The sequence below is a fragment of the Janthinobacterium sp. GW458P genome, from assembly GCF_002127585.1.
Taxonomy (GTDB): Bacteria; Pseudomonadota; Gammaproteobacteria; order Burkholderiales; family Burkholderiaceae_D; genus Janthinobacterium.
Map to the genome: position 1 here is coordinate 15,208 of NZ_NEGZ01000005.1, position 25,005 is coordinate 40,212.

Annotated in this window: 20 protein-coding genes and 1 tRNA gene; 2 read left to right on the forward strand and 19 right to left on the reverse strand. The window is 61.5% G+C overall.

Annotated features, from left to right (window positions below):
• Positions 1-26 precede the first annotated feature (26 nt).
• Positions 27-1,004, forward strand: a complete 978-nt coding sequence (locus CBW50_RS05660; RefSeq protein ID WP_086144632.1) for a LysR family transcriptional regulator — start codon at positions 27-29, stop codon at positions 1,002-1,004.
• A gap of 289 nt (positions 1,005-1,293) precedes the next feature.
• The gene (locus CBW50_RS05665) at positions 1,294-2,580 is read left to right on the forward strand and encodes a Glu/Leu/Phe/Val dehydrogenase (RefSeq protein ID WP_086144633.1); all 1,287 of its coding nucleotides are present in this window, start codon (positions 1,294-1,296) and stop codon (positions 2,578-2,580) included.
• A gap of 303 nt (positions 2,581-2,883) precedes the next feature.
• Here CBW50_RS05665 and galE read toward each other — a convergent pair whose 3' ends face one another.
• The 19 genes from galE to leuS all read right to left on the reverse strand — a co-directional run bounded on the left by galE (position 2,884) and on the right by leuS (position 24,987).
• Positions 2,884-3,903, reverse strand: coding sequence for a UDP-glucose 4-epimerase GalE (gene galE / locus CBW50_RS05670; RefSeq protein WP_086144634.1), 1,020 nt, complete (start codon positions 3,901-3,903; stop codon positions 2,884-2,886).
• A gap of 154 nt (positions 3,904-4,057) precedes the next feature.
• The gene (trmB, locus tag CBW50_RS05675) at positions 4,058-4,738 is read right to left on the reverse strand and encodes a tRNA (guanosine(46)-N7)-methyltransferase TrmB (RefSeq protein WP_086144635.1); all 681 of its coding nucleotides are present in this window, start codon (positions 4,736-4,738) and stop codon (positions 4,058-4,060) included.
• 92 nt (positions 4,739-4,830) lie between these two features.
• Positions 4,831-4,904 (reverse strand) — tRNA-Gly (locus tag CBW50_RS05680).
• On the reverse strand, positions 4,895-5,158 hold the full coding sequence (locus tag CBW50_RS05685) for a hypothetical protein (protein ID WP_086144636.1): 264 nt from the start codon (positions 5,156-5,158) through the stop codon (positions 4,895-4,897). The genes CBW50_RS05680 and CBW50_RS05685 overlap by 10 nt, the downstream gene beginning before the upstream one ends.
• Positions 5,159-5,216: 58 nt before the next feature.
• On the reverse strand, positions 5,217-6,101 hold the full coding sequence (rfbD, locus tag CBW50_RS05690; protein ID WP_086144637.1) for a dTDP-4-dehydrorhamnose reductase: 885 nt from the start codon (positions 6,099-6,101) through the stop codon (positions 5,217-5,219).
• Between the two features lie 41 nt (positions 6,102-6,142).
• Complete coding sequence (gene rfbC / locus CBW50_RS05695) at positions 6,143-6,688, reverse strand: dTDP-4-dehydrorhamnose 3,5-epimerase (RefSeq protein ID WP_086144638.1); 546 nt, start codon at positions 6,686-6,688, stop codon at positions 6,143-6,145.
• Positions 6,689-6,705: 17 nt separating this feature from the next.
• On the reverse strand, positions 6,706-7,605 hold the full coding sequence (rfbA, locus tag CBW50_RS05700) for a glucose-1-phosphate thymidylyltransferase RfbA (RefSeq protein ID WP_086144639.1): 900 nt from the start codon (positions 7,603-7,605) through the stop codon (positions 6,706-6,708).
• On the reverse strand, positions 7,605-8,684 hold the full coding sequence (gene rfbB, locus CBW50_RS05705) for a dTDP-glucose 4,6-dehydratase (protein ID WP_086144640.1): 1,080 nt from the start codon (positions 8,682-8,684) through the stop codon (positions 7,605-7,607). The genes rfbA and rfbB overlap by 1 nt, the downstream gene beginning before the upstream one ends.
• Positions 8,685-9,374: 690 nt before the next feature.
• Positions 9,375-10,949 (reverse strand): SEL1-like repeat protein, encoded by a 1,575-nt coding sequence (locus CBW50_RS05710; RefSeq protein ID WP_086144641.1) that lies wholly within the window; start codon positions 10,947-10,949, stop codon positions 9,375-9,377.
• 2 nt (positions 10,950-10,951) lie between these two features.
• Positions 10,952-13,156 carry an EAL domain-containing protein gene (locus tag CBW50_RS05715; RefSeq protein ID WP_086144642.1) on the reverse strand — a complete coding sequence of 735 codons (2,205 nt, stop codon included), beginning with the start codon at positions 13,154-13,156 and terminating at the stop codon, positions 10,952-10,954.
• Positions 13,157-13,161: 5 nt separating this feature from the next.
• A complete protein-coding gene (locus CBW50_RS05720) occupies positions 13,162-15,321 on the reverse strand; it encodes an HDOD domain-containing protein (protein ID WP_172404682.1) in 2,160 nt (719 codons plus the stop codon).
• A gap of 202 nt (positions 15,322-15,523) precedes the next feature.
• Complete coding sequence (locus CBW50_RS05725; RefSeq protein WP_216356321.1) at positions 15,524-16,804, reverse strand: multidrug effflux MFS transporter; 1,281 nt, start codon at positions 16,802-16,804, stop codon at positions 15,524-15,526.
• A 189-nt stretch (positions 16,805-16,993) separates the two neighbouring features.
• A complete protein-coding gene (locus tag CBW50_RS05730) occupies positions 16,994-18,163 on the reverse strand; it encodes a class I SAM-dependent RNA methyltransferase (RefSeq protein ID WP_086144645.1) in 1,170 nt (389 codons plus the stop codon).
• Between the two features lie 133 nt (positions 18,164-18,296).
• Entirely contained in the window at positions 18,297-18,911 is a 615-nt protein-coding gene (locus CBW50_RS05735; RefSeq protein ID WP_086144646.1) for a 2-hydroxychromene-2-carboxylate isomerase, read from the reverse strand.
• A 10-nt stretch (positions 18,912-18,921) separates the two neighbouring features.
• A complete protein-coding gene (locus CBW50_RS05740) occupies positions 18,922-19,359 on the reverse strand; it encodes a CopD family protein (RefSeq protein WP_086144647.1) in 438 nt (145 codons plus the stop codon).
• A gap of 70 nt (positions 19,360-19,429) precedes the next feature.
• The gene (locus tag CBW50_RS05745; protein WP_086144648.1) at positions 19,430-20,701 is read right to left on the reverse strand and encodes a glutamate-5-semialdehyde dehydrogenase; all 1,272 of its coding nucleotides are present in this window, start codon (positions 20,699-20,701) and stop codon (positions 19,430-19,432) included.
• Positions 20,702-20,718: 17 nt separating this feature from the next.
• A complete protein-coding gene (holA, locus tag CBW50_RS05750; RefSeq protein ID WP_086144649.1) occupies positions 20,719-21,735 on the reverse strand; it encodes a DNA polymerase III subunit delta in 1,017 nt (338 codons plus the stop codon).
• 10 nt (positions 21,736-21,745) lie between these two features.
• Positions 21,746-22,345: an LPS assembly lipoprotein LptE gene (gene lptE / locus CBW50_RS05755; protein WP_086144650.1), complete on the reverse strand. Its 600-nt coding sequence runs from the start codon at positions 22,343-22,345 to the stop codon at positions 21,746-21,748.
• Positions 22,346-22,347: 2 nt separating this feature from the next.
• Positions 22,348-24,987 (reverse strand): leucine--tRNA ligase, encoded by a 2,640-nt coding sequence (leuS, locus tag CBW50_RS05760; protein WP_086144651.1) that lies wholly within the window; start codon positions 24,985-24,987, stop codon positions 22,348-22,350.
• Between the last annotated feature and the right edge of the window lie 18 nt (positions 24,988-25,005).

Consider the following 25,005-nt stretch of genomic DNA (forward strand, 5'->3'; position numbering starts at 1 on the left):
GCCCTTGATAAAGGAACGCCGCCGCGATGGAAACCAAATGGCTGGAAGACTTCATCTCGCTCGCTGAAACGCATAATTTCAGCCGTTCCGCGGCCCTGCGCCACGTCACCCAGCCGGCCTTCTCGCGGCGCATCCAGTCGCTGGAAAACTGGCTCGGCATCGACCTGGTCGACCGCACCTCGTACCCGACGCGGCTGACGCCGGCCGGCGCCGTGTTCTACGAGCAGGCGCTGGAAATGCTGGGACAAATCAACGGCGTGCGCGCCCTGTTGCGCGGCAAGCGCGCGGCCACGCAAACGAGCGTCGACTTCGCCGTGCCGCATACCCTGTCGCTGACCTTCATGCCGAAGTGGCTGACGGCGCTGGAAGAGGGTTTTGCGCCCATCAACAGCCGTTTAATGGCGCTGAACGTGCACGACGCCGTGCTGCAGCTGGTCGACGGCGGCTGCGACCTGCTGCTGTGCTATCACCATCCGCGCCAGCCGGTGCAGCTCGATCCGGGCCGCTACGACATGCTGGTGATGGGCCGCGAAACCCTGCGCGCGTATGCCCGCTGCGGCCAGGACAAGGTGCCTGACTTCGTCCTGCCCGGCAGCGCCAAAGAGCCGCTGCCCTTCCTCTCCTACACCAGCAACGCCTACCTGGGACGCATGGTGGAACTGCTGGTGGCCGACGCCAAGATGCCGCTGTTCCTCGAAACCTGCTACGAAACGGACATGGCCGAAGGTCTCAAGATGATGGCGCTGGAAGGCCGCGGCATCGCTTTCCTGCCCGAATCGGCCGTCATGCGCGATGTCAAGTACAAGCACCTGGCGCGCGCCGACGGCGGTGCCCCGGGTTGGGAAATCGAACTGGAAATCCGTCTGTACCGCGAACGCCCGTCAAGCCTGCGCCCGGGCAAGCAGATCGTCGAGAGCCTGTGGCAGTACCTGGTGCAGGCGCAGGACGGCAAGACGCGCATGGGCAAGCGCCGCAAACGCGCCACCGAGGCGCCTCGCTCCTGACTGGCAATCCTGGCAATACAACTATGCAATAAATGCATAACCGGATGCGCACAAAGCATTGGCCGGGGCGTGAGGCTATCGCCTACGATGCGGTTCCGCTGCGCGCAACTCAATTGATTGCGCCTACCACAGCATTTTTGAATGCCAGGAAAAATCGTAGCGAACGGCAGTGATTGGTGGCCGAGAAGCGCAGCTGTACCAAGGTACAGCGAGCATCGGCGGCCGCAAAGCACGACGCGCAGTAGATTTTTCGGCATTACACCACCGTTTTGTCAGGAGCTTATCAAGCATGACCAGCAAGCACGCACTTCCTTCCTACCTCAATCCTGAAGACCTGGGCCCATGGGGCGTCTACCTCGAGCAGATCGACCGCGTTACGCCGTACCTGGGCAACCTGTCGCGCTGGGTGGAAACGCTGAAGCGTCCAAAGCGCATCCTGACGGTCGACGTGCCTATCGAGCGCGATGACGGCACCATTGCCCACTACGAAGGCTACCGCGTGCAGCACAATCTGTCGCGCGGCCCGGGCAAGGGCGGCGTGCGCTTCCACCAGGACGTGACCCTGTCGGAAGTGATGGCGCTGTCGGCCTGGATGACGGTCAAGAATGCAGCGGTCAACGTGCCATACGGCGGCGCCAAGGGCGGTATCCGCGTCGATCCGAAGACCCTGTCGCGCAACGAGTTGCAGCGCCTGACGCGCCGCTACACGAGCGAGATCAGCATGATCATCGGACCGAACAAGGATATCCCGGCACCGGACGTCAACACGAATGAACAAGTCATGGCGTGGATGATGGACAGCTATGCCATGATCGGCGGCAATATGTCGACCGGCGTGGTAACCGGCAAGCCTATCTCGCTGGGCGGCAGCCTGGGCCGCCGCGATGCGACGGGCCGCGGCGTGTTCGTCGTCGGCAGCGATGCGGCCGCCAAGGTCGGCATGTCGCTCGAAGGCGCGAAAGTCATCGTTCAGGGTTTCGGCAACGTGGGCGGCGTCGCCGCACGCATGTTCGCTGAAGCCGGTTCGAAAATCGTCGCGGTACAGGATCACAAGACCACCGTCGTTCATTCCGGCGGCCTGAACATCCCGCAACTGCTGGCACACGTGGCCGAAGTGGGCAGCGTCGAAGGCTTCCCGGGCGCCGAGGCATTCGTGCCGCGCGAAGATTTCTGGGGCATCGATTGCGACATCCTGATCCCGGCCGCGCTGGAACAGCAGATCACCGCCGAACGCGCGCAAGTCATCCGCGCCAAGATCATCCTGGAAGGCGCCAATGGCCCGACCCTGCCGGCAGCGGACGACATCCTGACCGACCGCGGCGTGCTGATCGTGCCCGACGTGCTGGCCAACGCCGGCGGCGTGACCGTCAGCTACTTCGAGTGGGCACAGAACTTCTCGAGCTTCTTCTGGACGGAAGAGGAAATCAACAGCCGCCTGACCCGCATCATGCGCGAAGCGTTCGACGCGGTATGGCAAGTGTCGCAAGAGAAGAAAGTGTCGATGCGTACCGCCACCTTCATCCTGGCATGCACGCGCGTGCTGCAAGCTCGCGAAGTGCGCGGTCTCTATCCTTAATGGCTGCCTGAGAAAAAGCCCAGGGCGTTGTTGCCTGCCCCTCGCCGTACTAGCGTACTGTCTTCGGGGCGACGCCTAGCCCTGGACATTTTTCAGGCGCCATCGGGTTATTGGCGCTTTTAAAAAAATCCCGCCACACTTTGTGTGAGCGGGATTTTTTGTACTGATCGCTACCCGAAGCAGGGTGCAGCATACTGGCATCCATCCCTGGGCATTGGTTTCAGGCGCATTGGCTTGCTGGCACCTCAAAAAAATCCCGCCACATTGCCATGTGAGCGGGATTTTTTGTATCCGATGACTTTTTTACGCCGCGTAGCCTTGCGGGTTCTGGTGCTGCCAGCGCCAGTGGTCGCGGCACATGTCGTCGATGGTTTTCTGCGCTTGCCAGCCCAGGAGTTCCTTCGCCTTGTCGGCGGAGGCGTAGCAGCTGGCGATGTCGCCGGGGCGGCGCGGGACGATGTCGTAGGGGACCTGGCGCCCGCTGGCGGCCTCGAAGGCGCGCACGGTATCGAGCACGCTGTAGCCGTGGCCCGTGCCCAGGTTGACGGTAAAGCCGCCCTCGGTGGAGAACAGGCGGTTCAGCGCGGCTACATGGCCGAGCGCCAGGTCGACCACGTGAATGTAGTCGCGCACGCCCGTGCCATCTGGCGTCGGGTAGTCGTCGCCGAAGACGGCGAGGCGCTCGCGGCGACCCACGGCTACCTGGGCGATGAAGGGCATCAGGTTGTTCGGGATACCGGCCGGATCTTCGCCGATCAAGCCGCTGGCATGCGCTCCAACGGGGTTGAAGTAGCGCAACACGCCCACTTGCCACTGGGCGTCGGCACGCACGAGATCGGCCAGGATCTGCTCGACCATCAGCTTGGAGCGGCCATATGGGTTGGTCACGGACAGGCGCGACGTCTCCACGATGGGCAAGGCTTCCGGATCGCCATACACGGTCGCCGACGAGCTGAACAAAAATCGCTTCACATTCGCCGCCGCCAGCACCTCCAGCAAGGCTACGGTACCCGTGACGTTGTTATCCATGTACATCAACGGTTGCGCTACGGATTCGCCCACGGCCTTCAGGCCAGCGAAGTGGATCACCGCATCGATAGCGTGTTCGCGCAAGACGGCAGACATGGCGGCCCGGTCGCGCACGTCGGCTTCATGGAAGGGCACGCTCTTGCCGGAGATGCGCTCCACGCGGACCATCGCCTCGCGTGCGCTATTGCTGAGATTATCCACCGCGACCACATCAAAACCAGCCGCCAGCAATTCGACGCAAGTGTGCGAGCCGATAAAACCCGATGCGCCAGTCACGAGTATTTTCTTGGTCATAATCTCAATCAATATAAAAAAGATAAGATTAACGGAATTTGGCCACCTTGCCAAGCGTGCACACGGCAGCGCGAACAATAAAAAAGCCCGCTGCGTCACCGCAGCAGGCTAATTCTCGTGTAAACGATACCGGCAGGCAAGCCGCCCAATGCGTTTACTTCTTGATGAACACCAGATCCCACACGCCATGGCCCAGCTTCAGGCCGCGGTTTTCAAACTTGGTCAGCGGACGATATGCTGGCTGCGGCGCATAGCCTTCCGCACTGTTTTGCAATTGCGGCTCGGCGCCCAGCACTTCCAGCATTTGCACTGCGTAATCTTCCCAATCGGTGGCGCAATGCAGATAGCCGCCCGGCGCCAGACGATCGGTCAACTGCTTGACGAACGGCGACTGGATCAGCCGGCGCTTGTTGTGCCGCGCCTTGTGCCATGGATCTGGGAAAAACACGTGGATGCCGGCCAGCGAATTGGCTGGAATCATGTGCGTAAGCACTTCCACGGCATCGTGCTGCAACAGACGCAGATTCGTCAGCGATTCTTCACCGATCAGTTTCAACAGGCTGCCGACACCCGGCGTATGCACTTCGACGCCAACAAAATCCTTCTCCGGCATGGCCTTGGCGATATGCGCCGTGGTCGCGCCCATGCCAAAGCCGATTTCCAGGATGACGGGCGCCTTGCGGCCGAACACCTGCTCGAAATCCATAGGTTCTTTAGCAAAAGGCAACAGGAACTGTGGCCCCAAGGTCTCAAGCGCGCGCGCCTGCGCGACAGACAACCTTCCCGCGCGGGTCACGAAGCTGCGGATGCGGTGTTCGGTCGGATCGTACATCATCGGCCGCGCAGGGCCGTTTGCTGGGATATCTGAAGACATGGGAGTGAAGAAGTAAGTAGCCGCGCCGCACAATGCCAGGCGCCAGCGGAAAATGGAGCGGGTGAAGGGAATCGAACCCTCGTCGTAAGCTTGGGAAGCTTCTGCTCTACCATTGAGCTACACCCGCGAAGCCTGCATTTTACGCGGGATAGCGAGGACTTGGCAAATTTGTAGAATGGCGCCCGGTGCGGCGGCGTACCCAGCAGGAATCTGGACTATATGGCAAATATAGATGCCATTTTCACCGATCAGGTCTTCGGGCTTACGGTAGTGGGCCAGCAATCTTGGCTTGGCTTGGCTTGGCTTGGCTTGGCTTGGCTTGGCTTGGCTTGGCTTGAGCAGCCAGGGATCGTAGCTGGCCCGCTTGTCCGGCTTTTGCAACGGTCATGGTTTCTCCTTGAGGGCGGCAGTGTCCTGCCACATGACCGTTTTCACAAAGTTATTTACACCCTTGGTCTTGGCATAGCGTCAACGCATCCTGCCATTGCGGCAGTCCGCAGAAGGTCTTCTTCAACCGTTCCGAGGACAGCACCGAATTGGCAGGTCGCCGTGCTGGAAGCGGATAGGCTTGCGCCAGTATCGGTTTGAGACGCGGCTTCTTAGCAATCGAGGCATGTGCCATGATCGCTTCGGTGAAGCCAAACCAGCTGGTTTGTCCTTGTGCCGTCAGGTGATACAACCCAGAATAGTTGTTCCACCACGCTTGACGATCTGCGGCAGCCACGCTTTGCGCCACGATATGCGCGGTGGTGTCGGCGATGGTTCGGCTCCAGGTCGGCGCACCGAACTGGTCGGAAACGATACTCAGCTCTTCGCGCTCCTGCGCCAGGCGGAGCATGGTCAGCAGAAAGTTCTTCCCATGCGTGCTGTAGACCCAGCTGGTACGCAGGATCAGGTGCGGAATGCCGGCTGCCTCGATTGCCTGTTCGCCGGCCAGCTTGCTGCTGCCATACACATTTACAGGGCCGGTCGGATCGGCTTCGACGTAGGGACCGTTTTTCGATCCATCAAAGACATAATCGGTGCTGTAATGAATCATTGCTGCGCCTAGTCTCTTTGCTTCCTCGGCCATGACACTCGGCGCCTCGCCATTGATACGCAGTGCCAGGTCTGGCTCGCTCTCCGCCTTGTCCACCGCAGTATAGGCGGCGGGGTTGACGATCAGGGTCGGCTTGATGCGGCGGATGACGTCGCGTACCTGGTCCAGGTCGGCCAGGTCCATCTGGCTGCGATCGAGTGCAAAGATTTCTCCCAGGCCCTGCAGGCTGCGTTCGAGTTCATAACCGACCTGACCGGTTTTTCCTGTGATTAAAATACGGCTCATGAAATAGGCTTGTTTCAGTGTGGAAAATTGATCGGGAGCGGTCAGGAAAAAACGTCGGCATTGGCCAGCAAGGTAGCGATTTTATCTTTGCCGGACAGCAGTGGCTCGCCATCGAGCGGCCAGTCGATGCCGATGGCCGGGTCGTTCCAGAGGAGGCTGCGCTCGAACTCTGGTGCCCAGTAGTCGGTCGTCTTGTACAAAAACTCGGCACTGTCGCTGGTGACCATGAAGCCGTGCGCAAAGCCTTCCGGTATCCATAGCTGGCGTTTGTTGGCCGCTGATAAGGTCACGCCCACCCATTGACCAAACGTCGGCGAGCTTTTGCGCAGGTCGACGGCGACGTCAAAGACCTGGCCGGCGGTCACACGTACTAACTTGCCTTGCGGCTGCTGAATCTGATAATGCAAACCGCGCAAGACCCCCTTGGCGGACTTGGAATGATTGTCCTGCACGAAGTCGCGCGTGACGCCAGTCAATTCGGTAAAGCGCTTCTGGTTGAAGCTTTCGTAGAAAAAGCCACGGTCATCGCCGAACACGGTAGGCTCGATCATCAGAACGCCTGGTATTGCGGTAGTTTGGATTTGCATAATATAAAATGAATCGCTCAGGCCTTGTATACTTTTTCTTCGAGCAGACGCAGCAGGTATTGCCCGTAAGCGTTCTTTTTCAGGGGTTGCGCCAACGCATCAAGCTTGGCCGCATCAATGTAGCCGCGACGGTAGGCGATTTCCTCCGGACAGGCAACCTTTAAGCCCTGGCGATTTTCGATGGTGGCGATGAACTGACCCGCCTCGAGCAGGGATTCATGCGTGCCGGTATCGAGCCAGGCCATGCCGCGGCCCATCAGTTCGACGTTCAGCTGGCCGCGTTCCAGGTAGGCACGGTTGACGTCGGTAATTTCCAGTTCGCCACGCGCCGAGGGGACAATGGCGGCGGCGATGTCGCACACCTGGCTGTCGTAGAAGTACAAGCCGGTCACGGCGTAATTCGATTTTGGCTTGAGCGGCTTTTCCTCGATGTTGATGGCGCGACGCTGCTCATCGAAATCGACCACGCCATAGCGTTCCGGATCGGTGACATGGTAGGCGAACACGGTAGAACCGCTGGTGCGCGCGGATGCTTGGCGCAACTGCGTTTCGAAGTCATTGCCGTAATAGATGTTGTCGCCCAAGATCAGCGCCGACGGTGCGTCACCGACGAATTCACGGCCGATGATGAAGGCTTGTGCCAGGCCATCGGGTGTGGGTTGCACAGCGTAGCTGAGCTTGATACCCCACTGGCTGCCGTCACCCAGCAATTCCTGGAAGCGCGGCGTGTCTTGCGGCGTGGAAATGATGAGGATGTCGCGTATTCCGGCCAGCATCAGGGTCGTCAGCGGATAGTAGATCATCGGTTTGTCATACACGGGCAGCAGCTGCTTCGATACCGCCATGGTGACGGGATACAGGCGCGTGCCGGAACCGCCAGCCAGGATGATGCCCTTGCGTTCGTTGCTTGTTTCCATTATTGCTGCTCCTGGACCGCATCGCGTGCCGCGTAATTTTTTTCTACCCACTTCAGGTAGTCGCCCGATTGAACATCGTGCACCCAAGCCTGGTTGTCCAGATACCACTGGACGGTTTTGCGTATGCCGGTGGCGAACGTTTCGGCCGGCTTCCAGCCCAGTTCGCGTTCGATCTTGCGTGCATCAATGGCATAGCGGCGGTCGTGGCCAGGGCGATCCTGCACGTAGGTGATTTGCTCGCGATAGCTGCCGGAGGCTTTCGGATCGAGCGTGTCGAGGATATCGCACAAGGTGTGCACGACTTCCAGGTTGGCCATCTCGTTCCAGCCACCCACGTTGTACACCTCGCCCAATCGTCCTGCCTCGAGCACGCGGCGAATCGCCGAGCAATGGTCGCCCACGTACAGCCAGTCGCGCACCTGCATGCCATCGCCATAGATAGGCAGGGCCTTGCCAGCGCGGGCATTGCTAATAACGAGTGGGATCAGTTTTTCCGGGAAATGGCAGGCGCCATAATTGTTCGAACAGTTCGTCGTCAGCACCGGCATGCCATAGGTATGGAAGTAGGAGCGCACCAGATGGTCAGAGGCCGCCTTTGATGCCGAATACGGGCTGTTTGGCGCATAAGGCGTCGTTTCCGTGAACGGCGGGTCATGCGGACCCAGTGTGCCGTATACCTCGTCGGTAGAGACGTGCAGGAAGCGGAAGCCGTCCCTGGCATCGCCTGCCAAACCTGACCAATAGGCGCGCGCGGCCTCGAGCAGGCTGAAGGTGCCGTTGACGTTGGTGGTAATGAATTCGCCAGGGCTATGAATCGAACGATCGACATGGCTTTCCGCGGCAAAATGCACGATCGCGCGCGGCTGGTGCTCTGCCAGCAAGCGCGAGACATGGGCAGTATCGCAAATATCACCGCGCACAAAGATATGGCGCGGGTCTTGTTCCAGACTGGCCAGATTGCTGAGATTGCCAGCATAGGTCAGTTTGTCAAAATTGATTACGGGCTCATCGTTGAGCGCCAGCCAGTCTCTTACAAAGTTGGAACCGATGAAGCCGGCGCCGCCAGTCACTAAAATCATATTGCTTTCCTTTGTTCACTTGAACGAATTCACAGGCATTCCCGAGTGTGCATTCGCCGATGGACGACCTGACTGAACGTGCCACTGCGACATAACATTAAGTATTTAATATCTTTTGTGACTATTATGATACTATCATTCGTGACGAATATGCACCATCTTTCTTGAAGATGACTTTAACCGTTTTCAGTAAAAATAACGATGTCACTAAATACAGACCACTTCTTGAGATGCCAGGCAGCCAGATAGGCACGCGCATCGTACCTGACGGCATTGCGGCCACTGCCTTGCCCCTGCCCCTCCATGGCCTGCGCAATACGCTCCCCCTGCGGGCTACGGCAAGGGCAGCCACAGCATCGCTGGCAACCGCGTCAACGGTGTCCCGCAAGGGATTTTCTACGCCCGCGTGCAATGGCCGGTGGAGCAGTGCCGACGCCGGCCGGGCACTGCGCACCGGGAAGCTTTGGCGACATCAACAACTCGTGCTATTGGCGCCTGCACGGCGATGTGCAGAGCAACGCCAGCGCAGGCTGGCGCGTGGGCCAAGGGACGCGCGCCGGGATTCTCGCCGTGGGCACGCAAGCTGTGCGACAAGCGCGACTTCCCCGACCTGACGGGCGCGGACACAAATGCCTTTGCAGCGTCGGCAGGCCAGCCACGCACCGTAGGCGCCAGCGCCTGCCATGATTTTTAATGAGAAAGTGAATTATCGGCCAGCGCCTCCAGGCGCTGGCGCACCTGGATCAGATCCGCCTCGCGCATGCGCGCCGCCGTCTGGCGCAAGGACTTTTCCGCACCGGACACGCCGGCCGCTGCCGCCATCGACAGCCAGATATACGCCTGCTGCAAATCGAGCGGACCGCCCTGGCCGCTGGCGGCCATCAGGCCCAGGTTCAACTGGGCCCGCGCATGCCCCTGGCGCGCGGCCAGCGCATACCAATCCCAGGCGGCGGCGTAGTCTTGCGGCACATCCTGGCCATTGTCATGACGCAGTCCCAGTGCGAACTGCGCCAGGCTGTGGCCCTGCGCGGCGGCGCGGCAATAGCAGGCGCAGGCCTGCTGGCTGTCGGGCGCGGGACCGTCGTCGCGGTCATGCAATACGCCCTGCATGTATTGCGCCGGCGCGTAATCCTGCTCGGCCGCACGGCGGTACCACTCCAGCGCCAGCAGTAAATCCTGCGGTACGCCCCTGCCGTTTTCATAACGCAGGCCCAGGTCGAACTGCGCCCGCACGTGCCCCTGCTCGGCCGCCTTGCGGTACCAGTACACGGCTTGCTGCGCATCCTCCGGCATACCCTGTCCTTGTTCAGACAACAGTCCCAGCTGGTACTGGGCGGCGGGGAAGCCCTGTTCGGCTGCCTGGCGGTAAAACGCCTGCGCCTGCGCGTAATCGTGCGCGCCATGCTCGTGATGCAGACCCAGGTTATGCTGGGCCGCCGCATGGCCCAGGTCCGCCGCCTTGACATACCATTCCAGCGCCGCCTGTTTATCGCAAGGCACGCCCTGGCCATTGTCATAGATCAGGCCCAGGTTGAACAGCGAGCTGGCGTGACCCTGCTGCGCCGCGCGGCGATACCAATGGATGGCCAGCTGACTGTCCTGTGGCAGCACGTCGCCGTTTTCATAACGCAGCGCCAGGTTGAACTGGGCCGGTGCATAGTCTTGCTCGGCCGCCTTGCGCAGCCAGGCGCTCGCCTGCTGGCGATCCTGGCGCACGCCCTGGCCATTGTCATAGCGCAGTGCCAGGTTGAACTGCGCGCGCGCATAACCTTGCTCAGCCGCCTTGCGGTACCAGGCGATGGCTTGCGCAAAATCCTGTGGCACGCCCTTGCCGTTGTCGTACATCATGCCCAGATTGTTTTGTGCGCCCGCATCGCCCTGCTCGGCGGCACGGCTGAACCACAGCATGGCCTGGGCGCTGTCCTGCGCGATGCCCTGGCCCTTGGCGTACAGCCAGCCCAGGTTGTACTGCGCCGCCGCATAGCCCTGCTCGGCCGCCTGCTGGTACCAGTGTGCGGCCTGCTTGAAGTCCTGCGCCACGCCCTGGCCCTTCTGGCACATCACGCCCAGGTTGTATTGTGCATGCTCGAGTCCCTGCGCCGCAGCCAGGCCGTACCAGTGCAGCGCCAGCGCATAGCTTTGTTCGATTCCCTGGCCATTGAAATGCATGAAACCCAGGCTATGCTGGGCATTCGCATTGCCTTTCTCGGCCAGGCCCTTCAGGCGCAGGTAGTCGGCCGTGTAGCGGGCGTCGGCAAGCGGCATGCTCAAGCCTCGACACTCAGCGCCTGCGCGGCGCCGGGGGCGCGATCGGCAATCAGGCGGTTCTGTTCCTGCAGCACGTTGATAAAACTGCCCAGCGAAATGGGCCGGTGATACAGATAGCCCTGCATGGTGGTACAGCCCTTGTCCTGCAGATAGCGCGCCTGGCCTTCCGTCTCCACCCCCTCCGCGATCAGGTGCAGACCCAGCCCGCGCGCAATCGAGATGATGGCCAGGATGACGGGGTAATGTCCGTGCTCGTCGTGGATTTCCTTCACAAACGACTGGTCGATCTTGATCGTGTGGATAGGGAAACGGTGCAGGTACGATAGCGAGGAATAGCCGGTGCCGAAATCATCGATGGCGACCGAAACGCCCAGCTGGCACAGCTTGTTCAACTGCTCGATCGCGTACTGCGGATTGCGGATGCAGATGTTTTCCGTGATCTCCACTTCAATCTTTTCCGGCGCGATGCCGTAGCGCGTCAGCGCGCCGCGCATCTTCTCGAAAAAGTCGCCCCGGTCCAGGTACTGCGGCGACAGATTCAGCGACAGGCGCACGGCTTCGCCACCGGCCGCATCCCACTGCAGCAGGTCGCGGCACAGCGCGCCCAGCATCCAGTCCGAAATCGGCAGCATCAAGCCGTTTTCCTCGGCAAACGGCAGGAATTCTCCAGCCGTCAGCAAACCGCGCTGCGGATGGTTCCAGCGCATCAATCCTTCCGCGCCGACGATACGGCCCGTCGTCACGTCGACCTGCGGCTGGTAGTACATCTCCAGCTGGTTCAGTTCCAGCGCCTTGCGCAAGCTCTGTTCCAGTGCGATTTTCTGGTGCGACACATCGAGCATGGACTCGTGATAAAAACTGTGGCCATTCTTGCCCAGCGCCTTGACCTGATACATGGCGATGTCGGCATGGCGCAGCAGCTCGTCGATGGTCTCGCCGTCGCCCGGATAAATGGCGATGCCGATTGACGCGGAGATGTGCACCTGGTTGCCATCAAGGTCGAACGGCTGATGCAGGCATTCGAGGAACTTGTCGGCGATCAGACGCGCGTCCTGGCGGTCGCGCAATTCAGGCAGAACGATGGTAAATTCATCGCCGCCCTGGCGTGCCAGGGTATCACCGCGACGCAGACAATCCTTCAGGCGCAGCGCCACCTGCTGCAGCAACTCGTCGCCCTTCACGTGGCCAAGGGTGTCGTTGACCAGCTTGAAACGGTCCAGGTCGATGAACATTACGGCCAGTTCCGTCAGCTTGCGCCGTGCCTGGATCACCGCCAGACCCAGGCGATCCTTGAACAGCATACGGTTCGGCAAGTCCGTCAGGATATCGTGGTAGGCCTGATAGGAGATGACTTCCTCCGCGCGCTTGCGGTCGGTGATATCGCGCGCCACGCCATAGGTACCGAAGTATTCCTGCTTCCTCGCCTCGTGATCGAGGCTGTGCACGCCGATCGAGTTGAGCGGGATCGTCATCAGGGTGTTGTTGAAGGTGCGGTCGCTGCCGCTGCCGCTGTGGCACTTCAGGCGCAGCTCCACATTGCGCGAGGCGCGCTCGTCGAGCCGACGCTCGTTGAAGGCATAGCGTGCGCGCTCCTGGTCTTCGTCGTGGACAAGGATGGAATAATGGCTGCCGATCAGCTCCTCGCGGCTAAATCCCAGCAACTGGTGCACGCGGTCGTTGATGAAGGTAATGCGGCCTTCGTGATTCAGGGTATAGATGATGTCTGGCGAACTGTCGACCAGATACCGGTACATCTTTTCCGAGTTTTCCAGTTGCAGCGCAATGCGCTCGTTATCGTACGCCAGCTTGCGCTTTTGCAGCGCATTTTCCACCGTCTTGAGCAGCTCCTCGCGGCTGTACGGCTTGCGCAGATAATCGTAGGCGCCGCGCTTCAGGGCGCCGATGGCCGCCTCGATGCCGACATCGCCGCTCATGACGATCACGTCGCCCTCGATGCCGCGCCGGTTGATATGGTCCATGATTTCATGGCCGTTCATGTCCGGCAGGCGCAGGTCCAGCAGGATCAGGTCGAAGCGCAACTTCGACAATTGCGCCAGCGCCTCGCTGCCGCAGGTGGCCGTATGCAGCTGATAGCCGCGGTCCTTCAGCAATTCATGCAGGGAGGAGAGCAGCCGGGGCTCGTCGTCGACCAGCAGGATGCGTGGGCTATTTTCCAGGTCGAACGGAATGGCGGAGGAATTCATGAACGTTACGAAGACAGAGCAGTATTGCCGAGCGCGGGCATGGCGCCGGAAGCGGCGGCAGCCCCGTTGGACACGGGAACGGGCAGCAGGATTTCAAACGAGGTACCGGCCTTGCTGCTGCGGCAGCTGATCAAGCCATGCAGGCGCGTGACCAGCTCATGCACGATGGACAGGCCCAGGCCGTGATGCGCGCCCGCCTTGCCGCTGCGCACCGGCGAGAACAGATTGGCCAGCACGTCCGGCGCCAGGCCAGCGCCATTGTCGCTGATGCACAACTCCAGGTACAGCCGCCGGTCGCGGTTCACATGGCCGCGGTTGACCACCTCGATGCGTCCGCCGTCCGGCAAGGCTTCGACGGCATTTTTCAGCAGGTTGAGCAGGATTTGCTTGAGCGTATCCGCATCCGCTTCCACCTCGCTGGGTCCATCCTGCAGGCGCGTGAGCACTTCGATCTTCGCCGGCAAAAATTCGGTGGTGCGGAACAAGCGCAGCACGTCGTCAACCACGCGCGCGCAATCGGTAACGCCACTGGCCGCCACCGGCTGCAGATCGGCCAGGCCGTTAATCAGCTGGCCGACCCGGTCGATCTCCTCGTTGAGGATCGACATTTCTCCCGCCACCGGCTCCTGCTTTTCCAGCTTGTGATCGAGCACGCTCAGGTAATTCTTGATGATGGATAGCGGGTTATTCACTTCGTGCACGACGCGACGCGAGGCGGCGCGGTATTCGTCGGCCACGTGATCGAGCTGGCGTCGCGCCAGTCCGCGCGCGCTGATTGCAGTCTCCAGTGCGCTCGCGGCCTGGTTGCCAAATGCGCGCAGAAAGCCCTCGCGCTTCTGGCTGGCGGGAATCTGCCATGCTGCCACGCCGCCTATCAGTACGCCCAGGCTGCGCTGCCCCGCCACCAGCGGCAGGCACACCAGGCTGTCCGTGCCGAGGATGCGGAACAGCTGCTCCTCGACGACGCCCAGCGCCGGCATGTCGCGCTTCAGGAAGGCAGGACGGCACTCAAGCGCCGAGGCGGCAAGGGCCCCCCCCTTGGCCAGCGGTATCGAAAAGCCGGCCAGGCGCTGCTGCTGTTCGCCCGCCGCCACGCCGACAAGTGCATGGCCGGTAGGGTCTTGCAGCAGGATGACGGTCGTCTCGAAATCGAACAGGATGCGCGCCGAGCGCGTGATGGCTTCCAGCAAGCTGGTTTCGCCCTGCTGGCGCGCGAAGGTCTGGCCCACTTCCGACACCAGCACCATATTGCGCACTTCATCGGAAAGCCGCTGCTGCACCGGATCGAGCGGCGGCGCAAACGCGGGTGGCACGGCGATATCGTCGGCGCCAGCCAGGTCGATGCCCAGATGCTGCGCGGCCAGCTCCACTTGGCGCGCGGCACTGCCGATCAGGGTTTCCAGCACCTCGACCTCCAGCCCGCACAGGCTTGCCGCCTGCGTGATCGACCCGGCATCGTCGGCATGGCAGCACAGTACATGCGCCAGGCGCACGATGCGGATCAGCGGGTGGCTCGCCTCCAGGCGGGCCAGCGGCTCATGGTGATACAGCACGCTATCGGCCAGGAAGGAATCGAGGTGCCAGCGTTCGATCAGCCAGGCGCCCGCTTCCGCATGCGTGATCTGCAAGGTGCGCTGCTCCACCGCGCACAGGGCGGCGTCATCACGCGCCGTAAAATTGAACGCATATTCTTTCGGCGCCGTGGCCAGCAGGGCCAGGCGGCCCACGTTGTGCAGCAAGCCGGCCAGATAAGCTTCCTCGACGTGCGGATAAGCCATGGCCTTGGCCAGTGCACGCGCCATGACGGCAGCCGACAGCGAGCTTTTCCAGAAAGCGCGCAAATCGGTGCTGCCGGAATGGGGAAAGCTGCTGAAGGTCTGGAAGACGGATTCGCTGATGACCAGGGTCTTGATCATGTCCGTGCCCAGCGAGACGAGCGACTGCTCCAGGCTGACGGCCTTATCCTGGCGATGGTAGGCGGAACTGTTGGCCACACCGAGGATCTTGCTGGTCATGCCCGCATCCTTGGCGATCAGTGCCGCCAGTTCCGGCATGCCGGCATCGTCGGCCTGCAGGTGGGCGATCAGCTTGATGAGGATCTGCGGCATGGCCGGCAGGCGGGCAATCAGCAGGCGATTGCGAATATCTTGATCAGATTGATGCATCGTATCAGGCATTGCCGGTTTGAAAAGGAAGAGCGCTCAGCAGCGAAGCGCGGCCACGTTCAGAGGAATCCTCCACTCCTGTAACCAAAAATAAACTGCCTGAGAGGATGCCGGGAAAAAAAGTCATCTTATCATAAGCGCCGGATATTACTTGCAATATAGAAAATTAAGTTGAAATAAATCCAGCGTTCTGCGTTGGAAACTATGCCTTCAAGACACCGAGCAAACGGTGACGGAAACGCCGGGAAATCAGCCACAGCGCCAAGGCCAGACCTGTAAACGCCAACTGGCCGGACGCCAGCCACAACACGGAGCCGGACAGTAACGGCGAAATCACGCCAGCCACCACAGCGCCCAGCAAGGTGCTGGCGAACGACTGGCACGACGCCACTGTGCCGCGGATATGCGGGAACAGGTCCAGCGCCAGCAAAGTAGCACCCGGCCCTACCAGGGACATGCCGAAGGTGTAAAAGAACAGCGGCAGCACCGACCATGGCAAGGATGGCGGCAGGAACAGGTGGTACACGACATTGACGCTGGCCGCACACAGCAGGAAGGTAAAGCCGATGCCGATCTGGCGCGCGAACGTGACCTTGCCGGCGATGCGGTTGGCCGCCAGCGCCCCCATGAAAATGCCGCTCACGCAGGGAATGAACAACCAGCCGAACTGCGACGGTCCCAGGTGCAGCTGCTTGGGCAGCATTTCCGGTGCGGCCGTAATGAACAGGAACAGGCCCGCGAAATTGAGCGCGACGATGCCGGCCTTGATGTGGAACAGGGGCGAGCGCAGGATTTGGCCATAGCTCGACGCCAGGAAGCGGGGGTTGAAAGGCTGGCGCTTTTCCATCGGCAGGGTCTCGGGCAGGCGCCAGTAGCAGAACGCCAGCAGCACCACCGTGTAAAAGGCGAGGAACAGGAAGATCGAGCGCCAGTCGAACCAGATGACGATCCAGCCGCCTAGAATGGGCGCTACGGCCGGAGCGATGGAAAAGATCATCGTCACCAGCGACAGCAGCCGCGCCGCTGCCGCATCGGCATACAGATCACGAATGATGGCGCGGCTGATCACCACGCCAGCACCCGCCGAGACGCCCTGCATGATGCGGAAGAACCACAGATAGTGCACCGTGTGCGCCGAGGCGCAGCCGAGCGAGCCAATGGCAAACATCAGCAGCGACACGAGGATGACATTGCGCCGGCCGAAGGTATCCGAGATCGCGCCATGCCACAGCACCATGCCGGCAAAGGCCAGCATGTAGAACGTCAACGACTGCTGCACCTCCAGCGGCGAGGCCTGCAGCGATCCCTGTATCGCGCCAAAGGCGGGCAAATAGGTGTCGATCGACAAGGGTCCCAGCATCGATAGCCCGGCCAGCATCATGGCCAGCGCACCGCGGCTCAGCGGCGCCATGTGGCTTGGTGTAGGAGGCGGAACGGGCGTGACCGGGTCGGGCGGTACATTGGCCGGAGGGGTGGGAAACATGGCGGATCCAAGGTGGCGCGCGGACCGGTTTCGGTCCGCGCGAGGTACTGCGTTACTACAAACGTCTACAGACTCCAAAATAGCTGATAAAACCGTCGCGAGCGGAAGGGAGAGGTGGCCGAGAAGCGCAGCCGTACACGAGTACGGCGAGCATCACAGGCCGCCTATCCCGACGCGCAGCAGGTTTGATCAGTTATTTTTTGGCTTGGCTTCTTCGCGGCGATTGTAGCCGGCGACCATATCAAAGCGGAACAAACGGCATTCCAGCGCGCCGTTGAAGAATGGCGTCTTGCGCGCCTCCTTCAGCCGCAGCAGCTTGGGCAGGCCCAGGTCGGCCGTAAACAGGAACACGGTCCAGCCGGCGAAGCGCTGCTTCAGGGTCGTGCCCATGGCCGAATAAAAGGAAGTCGACAGTTCATCTTCCGGGATGGTGCTGTCGCCGCGCACGCCGATACGCTCACCGTACGGCGGGTTGGTCAGCATGATGCCGGGCACGTCGCTTGGTGGCTTGACTTCCTGTGCCTCGATCTGCTTCAACGGCACGTCGAAGCGCACGCCGGCGCAACGCAGGTTATGACGCGTCATGGCGACCATGTCGCCCGAGATGTCGCTGCCGAAAATGGTCGGTTCTGCCGGCAGCGGATTGACCTTGATGGCGTTTTTCATGGCATTCCACGGCGCGGGATCGAAGTCGTGGAAGTTTTCAAACGCGAACTGGCGCGACGCGCCCGGTGGAATGCCCTGCAGCATCTGCGCCGCTTCGGCCAGGATGGTGCCGGAACCGCACATCGGGTCGAACAGCACCATGCCAGGCTTCCAGCCCGACACGCGCAGCAGGCCGGCGGCCAGGTTTTCGCGCAGCGGCGCGTCGCCCGTCTCTTCGCGCCAGCCGCGTTTGAACAGGGCTTCGCCTGAAGTGTCGAGATAGACGGTAAACGTGTGCGCGTCAAGGAAGCCGACGATGCGCATGTCCGGCGTCTTGGTGTTGACGGATGGACGCTCGTTGAACTGGTCGCGGAAGCGGTCGCAGATCGCATCCTTGATCTTCAACGTCGTGAACTCCAGGCTGCGCAGCGGCGATTTCACGGCCGTAACGTCGACGCGGATCGTATGGTGCACGCCGAACCAGTCTTCCCATGCTTGCGCCAGGGTCAGGTCATAAATGTCATTTTCCGTCTTGTAGCCGGAATGGGCCATGCGCATCAGCACGCGCGAAGCGATGCGCGAATGCAGGTTGATGCGGTAAGCATCGAGCAGGTCGCCCGAGCAGTGTACGCCGCCCGGCACCTGGTTGTGGACCTTCATGGTCGCACTATCCTGGGCGATCTCGCCCAGTTCCTCGGCCAGCGCCGCTTCCATGCCGCGCGGGCATGGGCAAAAATATGAAGCCATGGTGGTGTACCCTTTATCCGTTGAAAAACAATTTACTAAAACCCACAAGCAAAAAATGGGGTCAGACCCGCCGGGTCAGACCCCGGCATCAAAACTAAACTTATTTCTCCAGCTCCCGCTCGACGAAATCGAGGCGGTCCTGGCCCCAGTACCCTTCGCCATCGACGATATACCACGGCGAACCGAAGACGGAAGCGGCGGTGGCCGCATCCGTGTTGGCATCGTATTCCGCCTGCACGCTGGCCGTTTCCGACGTCTTCAGCAACTGGCGGCCATCGAAGCCGGCATCGAGCGCGATCTGCACCAGGGTTTCCTCGTCACCGATGTTGCGTTCCTCGGCCCACAGGCCGCGCATGATGGCGTGCGCCAGGTTCAGCGAAGCGTCCACGCCATGCGCCAGGCGCGTGGCGATGATCAGCTTGGCCGACGCTTCCGGCGAGACGGGAAAGAACTTCGGCTGCAGGGTCAATGGCACTTGCAAAAAGGCCGACCAGCGCGCCAGCTCGGCCAGGCGGTAGGCCTGGCGCTGCGGCGCGCGCTTGGCCAGCGGCAGGCCGCCCGAAACGCTGAAGACCTTGCCCAGGTCGAAGGGACGCACGTCGATCTGTGCGCCCGTCTTCGCGGCGATGGCCATCAGACGCGCATGCCCCAGGTAGGTCCATGGCGAGTGGGGCGCAAAAAAATACTGCACGACTTTGCTCTGGCTTGCACTCATCTCGACTCCCTTAGAAAGGCTTGACCACGACCAGCACGACGACGGCCAGCAGCATCACCACGGGCACCTCGTTAAACCAGCGGAACCAGGTGTGGCTGCGCTTGTTGACGCCTTTTTCAAACTTGCGCAGGATGGAACCGCAGGCGTGGTGATAGCCGAGCAGGAGCACCACGAACGTCAGCTTGGCATGCATCCAGCCCGGCATCTTCATGCGGCCTTCCCCCCCGCCGTACAGCATCCACATCAGTGCCAGCCCCAACACCATGGCCGGCAGCGCCAGCAGGGACATAAAGCGGTACAGCTTGCGCGCCATCAGCAGCAGCCGCTCGGTGGCCACCGTTTCCGTCTCCATCGCCAGGTTCACGAAGATGCGCGGCAAATAAAACAGGCCGGCGAACCAGGACATGACAAAAATGATATGGAAGGCTTTAGTCCAGAGAAAGAGCATGGGGTTCCCAGTGTCAGAGGTATCGAAAAAGGAGAGCGCGGACCGCCTTGTGGGCCGCCCGCGAAAGAGACTATTTGCGCACTTCGCCGTGGCCGAAGACCACATACTTGAGCGACGTCAGGCCTTCCAGCCCCACGGGACCGCGCGCATGCAGCTTGTCGTTCGAGATGCCGATTTCGGCGCCCAGGCCATACTCGAAGCCGTCGGCGAAGCGCGTGGAAGCATTCACCATCACCGAGGCGGAATCTACTTCCCGCAGGAAGCGCAGCGCGTCGCTGTAATCTTCCGTGATGATGGACTCCGTGTGCTTGGACGAATACCGGTTGATGTGGTCCATCGCCTCGTCGATGCCCTCGACCACCTTCACCGACAGGATGGCGGCCAGGTATTCGGTGCGCCAGTCTTCCTCGGTGGCTGCCACCAGGTGCGGGTAAGCGGCAGCGGCCAGGATCGCATGGCTTTCCGCATCGGCGCGCAGTTCCACCTGCTTGCTGAGGTACAGTTCGGCCAGCTGTGGCAGCACGGTGGCGGCGATGGCACGCGACACGAGCAAAGTTTCCATGGTGTTGCAGGTGCCATAGCGGTGGCACTTGGCGTTGAAGCCGATGTCCAGCGCTTTCTTGATATCGGCCTTGGCGTCGATGTAGACGTGGCAGATGCCATCGAGGTGCTTGATCATCGGCACGGTGGCTTCGTTCATCAGGCGCGCGATCAAGCCCTTGCCGCCGCGCGGCACGATAACATCCACGTACTGCGGCATGGTGATGAGGGCGCCGACGGCGGCACGGTCGGTGGTGTCGATCACTTGCACGGCATCGGCAGGAAGACCTGCTCCCAGCAGTCCTTCCTGCACCAGCCTGGCCAGCGCGCGGTTGCAATGGATGGCTTCCGAGCCGCCGCGCAGGATCGTCGCGTTGCCGCTCTTGATGCATAGACCGGCCGCATCCACCGTCACGTTGGGGCGGGCTTCATAGATGATGCCGATGACGCCCAGCGGCACGCGCATCTGCCCCACCTGTATGCCCGTCGGGCGAAATTTCATGTTCGAGATCTCGCCGATCGGGTCGGCCAGCGCGACGATTTGCGTCAAGCCTTCGACCATGGTGGCAATGGCAGAGTCGGACAGGGTCAGGCGGTCAAGCATGGCCGGCGCCAGGCCGGCGGCCGCTGCCGCATCGAGGTCACGCTGGTTGGCCGCGCGCAGCAGATCCGCATCGCGCACGATGGCCGCGGCGATCAGGCTCAGGGCGCGGTTGCGCGTGGCGCTGTCGGCACGCGCCATGGCGCGCGAAGCGGCGCGCGCGCGCGTGCCCACGTCCTGCATATATTCGGTGATATCCATGCTCGTATCCATAAAAGTTAACCCTTGGCGATCTTCAGACCCAGTTGCAGCATGGCGTCCCAGGCATCACCCGCGTAGCCCCTGGCGCGCAAGCCCTTGATCATCTTGTCCACCTGCGCCGCCTGTTGCAGCGCCGCTTCCAGCACGGGCAGCGAAATGCGCCGCAGGGCTGGCTCCATCATGCGCTCGCGCGGCCCCCAGATGCGGCATTCCTTCAGCAGAGCGCTCAGCGGACGTCCCTGCGCCATGCCCGATTTCAATTTTAACAGCGTGCGGATTTCCTCGGAGACGGCCCACAAGACCAGCGGCAGCGCCTCGCCCTCGCCTTTCAAGCCTTCCAGCATGCGCACCAGGCGCGCAGGGTCGCCTGCCAGCATGGCTTCGGACAGCTTGAAGACATCGTAGCGGGCCACGTTCAGCACCGCGTCCTGCACTTGCTCATACGTCAGCTTGCCCGCTGCGTGCAGCAAGCCCAGCTTCTGGATTTCCTGGTGCGCCGCCAGCAGGTTGCCTTCGACGCGTTCGGCGATGAAGTCGATGCTGGCCCGCTCCGCGCTCTGCCCCTGCGCCGCCAGGCGCTGGCCTATCCACAGCGGTAACTGCGCCCGTTCCACATTCGGAATCTCGATGTAGACGGCTGCCTGCTGCAGGCTGGCCACCCAGGCCGCCTTTTGCGTGGCCCAGTCCAGCTTGGGCAAGGTGATCAGCGTCAGATTGTCGGGGCTGAGGTTTTTTGCATAGCTTTGCAGCGCCGCGCCGCCATCCTTGCCCGGCTTGCCGGTGGGGATGCGCAGCTCGATCAATTTTTTATCGCCGAACAGCGACAGCTCCTGATTCGCCGCCAGCAGTTCGCCCCACTTGAAGCTGCGCTCCACCGTCAGCACGTCGCGCTCGGAAAACCCTTGCGCGCGCGCCGCGCGGCGGATCTTGTCGGCAGCTTCCAGCGCCAGCAGATGCTCGTCGCTGGTGATCACATACAGCTGCGCCAGCGGCTTGGCCACATGCCCATCGAGCGCGTCTATCCGCAATTGCATGGCGGCCCCGTTACTGCTGCGGGGTTGCCGGCGCGACCGGCGTCACGGGCGCCACTGGCGCCACCGACATGGCTGGCAGCAGCGGCTTGATGGCGGCCAGGCGACGCATGATCTGCTGCACCATATCGTTGCGCATGTCACGGTACAGCTGCGTTTCTTCCGTCTCCATGGCCAGCAACTGCGCTTCATTGAACGTGATCGGACGCACCAGGCTGATGGTCGTCGGCGCCAGCAACTGGTTCCCCGCCTTGTCCAGCACACGGAAATTGATCGAGTATCCGAGCTGGTACTCGCTTACGCGGCCATTTTTGTTCAGGGACAGGATGGTCTTGGTACGAGTCCTCTCCGGATCGCTGAGGACTTCAAGGACGGCGTCCGCGCCATCCTTGAGGTTAACCACTTCCGTGCTGCCGATGGCGCGGATATAGCGTTTCAGGTCAATCGCCAGCGGCGATGAGTCGGGCAAGCCGATATACATCGTCGCGAACGGCAGCATGAAACTGCCATTCGAACCGCGCAGGTGAAAGCCGCAGGCCGACAGCAGGACTGTCAGGCCCAACGCCAGCACGGCGCGGCGGCCCGACAGCGATACTTGAGAGGAAATCGTCATGATTACACCACGATGCTGATTAACTTGCCCGGCACGACGATGATCTTCTTCGGCGTGGTTTCAACATACTTCTGTACACTTTCGCACGCCAGCGCGGCCGCTTCGATGCTGGCCTTGTCCGCATCCTTGGCCACCGTGATCGAGCCGCGCAGCTTGCCGTTCACCTGGATCATCATCTCGATCTCGGACTGCTCCAGCGCTTGCGGGTCGACTTGCGGCCATTCAGCGTTGAGCAGGTCGCCGTGCACGCCGGCGTAGCCCAGTTCCTGCCACAACACGTGGGTGATGTGCGGCGCGACGGGATTGAGCAGGCGCAGGAAGATGGAGAAGCCTTCGGCGATCAGCGCCTTCGACTGCGCGCTGTCGTCCAGCTTGGCCGATTCCAGGGTATTGAGCATCTTCATGCAGGCAGACACCACGGTGTTGTACTGGATGCGCTTCAAGTCGTAATCGGCCTGCTGCAGCAGCTTGTGCAATTCGCGGCGCAGGTTTTTCTGTGCGTCGCCCGTGGCAGGAGCGGCGCCGCCAGCCAGTGCGGCCTGGATCGTTGCCGACTGGGCGTAGCCGAAGTTCCACACGCGGCGCAGGAAGCGGTTCGCGCCTTCGACGCCGCTGCCCGACCACTCCAGCGTCTGTTCCGGCGGCGAAGCGAACATGGTGAACAGTCGGGCCGTGTCGGCGCCATACTGTTCGATCTGCGCTTGCGGGTCAATGCCGTTGTTCTTCGACTTCGACATTTTTTCCGTGCCGCCGATTTCCACCGGCTGGCCGTCGGCCACCAGGATGGCGGACTGCGGACGGCCCTTGTCATCGAGGGACAGGCGCACGTCGTCCGGGTTGAACCAGGTGGTCTTGCCCGCGGCGTCCTTGCGGAAGTACGTTTCGTTGAGCACCATGCCCTGCGTCAGCAGGTTGACGAAAGGCTCGTCGAACTTGACCAGGCCGAAGTCGCGCATGATCTTGGTCCAGAAGCGCGCGTACAGCAAGTGCATGACGGCGTGTTCGATGCCGCCGATGTACTGGTCCATCGGCATCCAGTAATCGTTGCGCGCATCGACCATGGCGTCGTTCGAGCCCGGCGAGGTATAGCGCATGTAGTACCACGACGAATCGACGAAGGTATCCATGGTGTCCGTCTCGCGGCGCGCCGGCTTGCCGCACTGCGGGCAGTCGCACTGCAAAAAGGCTTCGTACTTGTTCAGCGGATTGCCCGTGCCGTCCGGCACGCAGTCTTCCGGCAGCACCACCGGCAGGTCTTTTTCCGGCACCGGCACCACGCCGCAGTCGGCGCAATGGATCATCGGAATCGGCGTGCCCCAGTAGCGCTGGCGCGAAATGCCCCAGTCGCGCAGGCGGAACGTGGTTTTCTTTTCGCCCAGGCCCAGTTCCGCCAAGTCGGCGGCCACCGCGTCGACGGCGGAAGCGAAATGCAGGCCGTCGTATTTGCCGGAAGCGACGCAGACGCCGTCCTTGCTGCCATACGATTCCTGCCAGGCGTCCGTCGAAAATTCCTGGCCCGTGACTTCGATCACTTGCTTGATCGGCAGATTGTATTTCTTGGCGAAGCCGAAATCGCGTTCGTCGTGCGCCGGCACGCCCATCACGGCGCCGTCGCCATAGGTGATCAGCACGTAGTTGCCGACCCAGACTTCCACCTGCGCGCCCGTCAGCGGATGCGTGACGAACAGGCCGGTCGGCATGCCCTTCTTCTCCATCGTCGCCATGTCCGCTTCGATCACGGAGCCCAGCTTGCACTCGGCGTTGAAAGCGGCCAGTGCAGGATTCGTCTGCGCGGCGTGGATGGCCAGCGGATGCTCGGCGGCCACGGCGCAGAAGGTCACGCCCATGACGGTGTCCGGACGGGTGGTGAAGACATACAGCTTGCCGTCGCCGATCAGGGCGCCATTCGCGTCCTTGATCTGGTGTGGGAAGGCGAAGCGCACGCCCGTCGACTTGCCGATCCAGTTGGTCTGCATGATGCGCACGCGCTCGGGCCAGCCCGGCAGCTTGTCGTCCACATACGCCAGCAGCTCTTCCGCGTAATCGGTGATGCGCGCGTAGTACATGGGTATTTCGCGCTTTTCGATCAGCGCGCCGGAACGCCAGCCGCGGCCATCGACCACTTGCTCGTTGGCCAGCACGGTCTGGTCGATCGGGTCCCAGTTCACGGTACCGGTTTTCTTGTAGATGATGCCTTTTTCCAGCATCTTGAGGAACATCCACTGGTTCCATTTGTAGTATTCAGGCTTGCAGGCGGTCATTTCGCGCGACCAGTCGATGGCCAGGCCCATCGATTCCATCTGCTGCTTCATGTGGGCGATGTTCGAATACGTCCATTGCGCGGGCGGCACGTTGTTGGCCATGGCCGCGTTTTCCGCCGGCATGCCGAACGCATCCCAGCCCATCGGCATGAGCACGTTGTAGCCGTTCATGCGCAGGTAGCGGTACATCACGTCATTGATCGTATAGTTGCGCACGTGACCCATGTGCAGCTTGCCCGAAGGGTAAGGCAGCATCGAGCAGGCAAAATACTTGCCTTTTGGGAAACGCGGGTCGTGTTCGACGGCTTTATAGGCGTCGATCGCCTTCCAGTGCGATTGGGCGGCTTGTTCGACGTCGGCGGGACTATATTTATCTTGCATGATGTGCGGCCAATAGTG